This window comes from Candidatus Frankia nodulisporulans (assembly GCF_902806475.1).
In the GTDB taxonomy this organism is placed as follows: Bacteria; Actinomycetota; Actinomycetes; order Frankiales; family Frankiaceae; genus Frankia; species Frankia umida.
In genome coordinates, this window is the sequence record NZ_CADCWS010000328.1 from 1 (window position 1) to 3919 (window position 3919).

Annotated in this window: 4 protein-coding genes and 1 tRNA gene; 2 read left to right on the top strand and 3 right to left on the bottom strand. The window is 68.9% G+C overall.

Annotation, left to right across the window (positions count from 1 at the left end):
* Positions 1 to 496 precede the first annotated feature (496 nt).
* Positions 497 to 904: a hypothetical protein gene (locus tag G6R24_RS19045; protein ID WP_163550554.1), complete on the top strand. Its 408-nt coding sequence runs from the start codon at positions 497 to 499 to the stop codon at positions 902 to 904.
* On the opposite strand, the gene G6R24_RS19050 is transcribed toward G6R24_RS19045, so the two are convergent.
* A tRNA-Leu gene (locus G6R24_RS19050) sits at positions 886 to 970 on the bottom strand. The two genes, G6R24_RS19045 and G6R24_RS19050, sit on opposite strands and share 19 nt — an antisense overlap.
* A 771-nt stretch (positions 971 to 1741) precedes the next feature.
* Positions 1742 to 2050, bottom strand: coding sequence for a hypothetical protein (locus G6R24_RS19055; protein ID WP_163550555.1), 309 nt, complete (start codon positions 2048 to 2050; stop codon positions 1742 to 1744).
* A 133-nt stretch (positions 2051 to 2183) separates the two neighbouring features.
* On the opposite strand from G6R24_RS19055, the gene G6R24_RS19060 reads away from it, so the two are divergent.
* On the top strand, positions 2184 to 3314 hold the full coding sequence (locus G6R24_RS19060; RefSeq protein ID WP_163550556.1) for an FAD-dependent monooxygenase: 1131 nt from the start codon (positions 2184 to 2186) through the stop codon (positions 3312 to 3314).
* A 10-nt stretch (positions 3315 to 3324) separates the two neighbouring features.
* Here the strand turns inward: G6R24_RS19060 and G6R24_RS19065 are convergent.
* The coding region (locus G6R24_RS19065; protein WP_338084474.1) for an SDR family NAD(P)-dependent oxidoreductase at positions 3325 to 3919 on the bottom strand (595 nt) is incomplete at its 5' end.

A 3919-nucleotide genomic window follows, 5' to 3' on the forward strand; every position in this document is an offset into this window, starting at 1 on the left:
CGAGTTCTGCATAAGCCTCTACCTGTCCACCACCACCAAACACGGCATCCCCCTGTTCCCCGCCCTCGTCCAACTCGCCGAGGGCCGCCCCTGGATGCCCGCAACCACCTAACCCACGATCAAAGCGCTACCTGACCAGTTACGAATTAATTGGGGTAGCCTCAAGCGGCCCGCGCCTGGTGTCGGGAGTTCGACCTCGCCGACACCCGTGACCCCTATGCCATCGAGTTCGACCGGCTCAACTGGGGCGACACCGACCTGGAACCGTCGGTACGGTTCATCGACCTGCTGCCGCGCGCCCCAGCCCCGGACCATCCCGCCGTGGAACGCGCGCTACGCGAGGTCGGACTCCTCGCCGATGCCGCCCACCCGCCCCCGGCTCGGTCCGCGCCCGACAAGCTGCGGGTGGCGGCCGGCTCGTGCGCGCGGGCGGCGACGGCTGGAGCCTGGTGGCCAACACCGCCCCCTGCAGGCCATGGCGACAGCCCAGGCCAACATGTCATCCCATGATCTGGTCATCGACCAGGCCCGCCGGGCGATCGAGGAGAGCAACGCCAAACTCGTCAACTACCGGGCAGCCCTGGACGCCGGCGCGGACCCCGTGGTCGTCACCAGCTGGATCGCCCAGGCCCAGGCGGCGAAGACCGCCGCCGAACGGAACCTCCGCGAGGCGCGGAGAACACAGACACAGGCGCTGAGCCACGAGGAGATCGCTGCCCTGGTCGAGGAGCTCGGCGACGTGGCCAGCGCGCTCGGCGAAGCTGAGCCTGCAGAGAAGGCCGACCTGTACCGCCAGCTCGACCTTCGGCTGACCTACCAGCCATCCACCAACACAGTGAAGGCCGAGTTGAAGATCAACCCGGCCTACCGTGGGGTAATGGAACGTGTCCGAGGGGGGACTTGAACCCCCACGCCCGATAAAGGGCACTAGCACCTCAAGCTAGCGCGTCTGCCATTCCGCCACCCGGACAGGTGGTCGCGGGTCTCACCCGCCGACAGGAGTGATGCTACACGGTCGGACATGGTGGTTGTCGCTACCCCCGGCCACCGGCAGATCAAGTCCTTGGCGGGGGTCCGCTCGAGAGGTGCGGAGGGGCCTCTGACGCTCGCCGGGTGGCCCGGCGACACCGGGATCAGGAGCCCTCGCTCGGCAGGACCGTGAGGTCTGACAGTTGGCGCCACAGGTCGCGTTCGACGCGGGACATGGGCGCCTGGGACGGCATCCGATCAAGTGGCGCGGATGGGCGACCTGTCGTGGACGGTGCGCTGGCAGGATCGGCGGGCGCGGTGGCGGGCGGATCAACGGGGGCCGCGGGCCAGGCGCCGACTTCGACGAATGCCATGGTCGCCGCGATGCGCCCCAGTTCGCGGCCAATGGAGCGCTGGCCTCGCCTGACCAGCGCGTCCGTCCACCGTCTTCCGATGTGCATGGGGGCGATGATCGTTGTTTTGGCTAAAGTCTCGCTTACGTTCGGCATGATTGCTGCTGTTCCTGGGGGGCGTCAGGTGCCGGAGAGGCCGCGACGGCGGGGTCGGGGCCGCATCGACCTGCCCAGGCCGCGGCGGAGTTGCGCCGTGCGGCAGGCGAAGCGGGGCGTCCGGGAACGGCGGCGCGGGTGGTTCCGGTGGAACTCCCGGACCTGCGGGAATCCGACCAGGGAACCGTCGGCTGTCCGGGCAACTCGCAGGGCGGACGGTTCGCCGGTGTCGCCGAGTTCGGGTGGGCTGCGCGGTCGGCGGGTCAGGCGAGGGACACCGTCCAGGTGCCGAATTCGCGGGCCAGGTCGGTGATGGTGAGTGGGCCGGGTCGCGCTGGTCGATGGGTGCGCAGGGCCTGGTCGAGTGGTGTGCGCAGCATGTTCTCGAATCCGCGGGCGACGCCTTCGTCGTCCAGGGGCAGGTCGGCGGCGAGTTCGAGGAGCAGGCGGGTGCGGGCGCGCCGTCCGAGCGTGAGGTCGATGCCGTGGTCGGCGCGCAGGTGGGCGACGAGTTCGTGCAGGAGTGAATCGACGGTCCGTTCGAGATCTGCGGGGTCATGAAGCTTCAGCACCGTACAAGTGTTACAAGGTGGGGAGAAGATCAGGCCGGTTCGGGCCAGTGGTAGAAACAGAGGGGTTTCACTCTCGGGCGTCGCACAGAACGGGCGACGTTCCTTTCTTGCTCATCGACAAAGGAGATTCTGGATGGCTGCGGTGGGCAGTGTGCTGGTCGTGGGGGCCGGTCTCGCGGGGGCGGCCGCGGGAATTCTGTGTGCCGAGGCCGGGGTGCGGGTCGAACTGGTTGAGGTCAGACCTGATGTGACCGCGCTCGGCTCCGGTATCACGTTGCAGGGAAATGCCCTCCGGGTGCTGCGTGACCTCGGTGTTCTGCCGGAATGCCTGGCGCACGGCTGGCCGTCGGACGGCCTGGTCCTGCGCGCGCCGGATGCCGCTGCCAGTGTTCTCGCCGAACTCGCCGAACATCGCTCCGGTGGCCCGGATCTGCCCGCGGCGATGGGCATGTACCGACCTGACCTCGCGCGCATCCTGATGGACCGGGCCGCCCAGGCCGGTGTCGTCTCCCGGCTCGCCACCACCATCACCGCTTTCACGCAGGACGACACCGGTGTGGACGTGGTGTTCAGCGACGGCTCGGTGGGCCGCTACGACCTGGTGATCGGCGCGGACGGGCTACGGTCGACGGTGCGCGGTCTGCTGGGCGTGCCGTTGGAGACACGGCCGGTCGGGATAGGCGTGTGGCGGGTCTTCGTACCTCGTCCACGAGAGGTCGTGAACTCGGAGGCCTACTTCGGCGGGCCCTGCTATATCGCCGGTTACACCCCGACCTCCGCGTCGTCCCTCTATGCTTTTCTCGCCGAGGACGCCCAGGATCGCACGACCCTCACCGGTGCGGAGAAGGTCCACATCGTGCGCCAGCTCACCGCCGGCTACCACGGGCCGTGGGATGAGATCCGCGAGTCCATCACCGACCCCGAGACCATCAACTACACCTGGTTCGAGGAGCACCTGCTCGATCCGCCCTGGCATCGCGGCCGGGTCGTGCTCATCGGCGACGCCGCGCACACCTGCCCACCCACCCTCGCTCAGGGTGCCGCGATGGCTCTGGAGGACGCCGCCGTCCTCGCCGATCTGCTCACCACCGCGGACCGCGTCGACGACCAGCTGTTGGCGCGCTTCACCGACCGCCGCTACGAGCGGGTGCGGACCGTGGTGGAGGCCTCCGTCCAGCTCGCCCGCTGGCAGATCGCCCACGAGCGGGGCGATGTCGAGGCGCTGATGGGACGGATCGCCGCCCTCACCAGCCAACCCGCCTGAGCACCGGACGTCAGATAATGGTGAAGCCGCCGTCGACGACGACGAGGTTCGCGCCGGTGACGAACGAGGCCCGGTCGCTGCACAGCCAGGCCGCGGCTTCGGCGATCTCCACCGGTTCGGCGGTGCGCTGCTGCGGGGTGGCCCGGTGCAGTTCCTTTTCGATGTCGGGATTCGCCGCGAACCAGCCGGCGATCATCTCGCTGCGGGTGGTACCGGGAGCGATCGCGTTCACGCGAATGCCCTGTGCGCCGTACTCGGCGGCGAGCGCCTTTGTCAGGTGCCGTGAGGTCTGGGCTTCTCCGTAGCCGGCGTTGTTGAAGGCGGCGTCGAGGCGCCCATAACGTTCGACGGCGACCGAGACGGCCCGCTCCACGTCCTGCGCCCGGGTCACGTCGGCGACCACATTGGTCGCGGTGCCACCTTCGGCCTGAATTTCCTCGGCGAGGGCACTGAGACGTTCCGCGCGCCGCGCGGTGAGAACCACCGACGCCCCCTCGCGGGCGAACAGGCGGGCGGCCGCGGCTCCGATTCCGCTGCTCGCTCCCGTGATGAGCACACTCTTACCAGCCAGGATTCCCCGATGATCAGTCGTCACGTTGTCGTTG

Coding starts and splice junctions, on each gene's coding strand:
- G6R24_RS19045 (WP_163550554.1), top strand. CDS start 497: ATGTCATCCCATGATCTGGTCATCGACCAGGCCCGCCGGGCGATCGAG.
- G6R24_RS19060 (WP_163550556.1), top strand. CDS start 2,184: ATGGCTGCGGTGGGCAGTGTGCTGGTCGTGGGGGCCGGTCTCGCGGGG.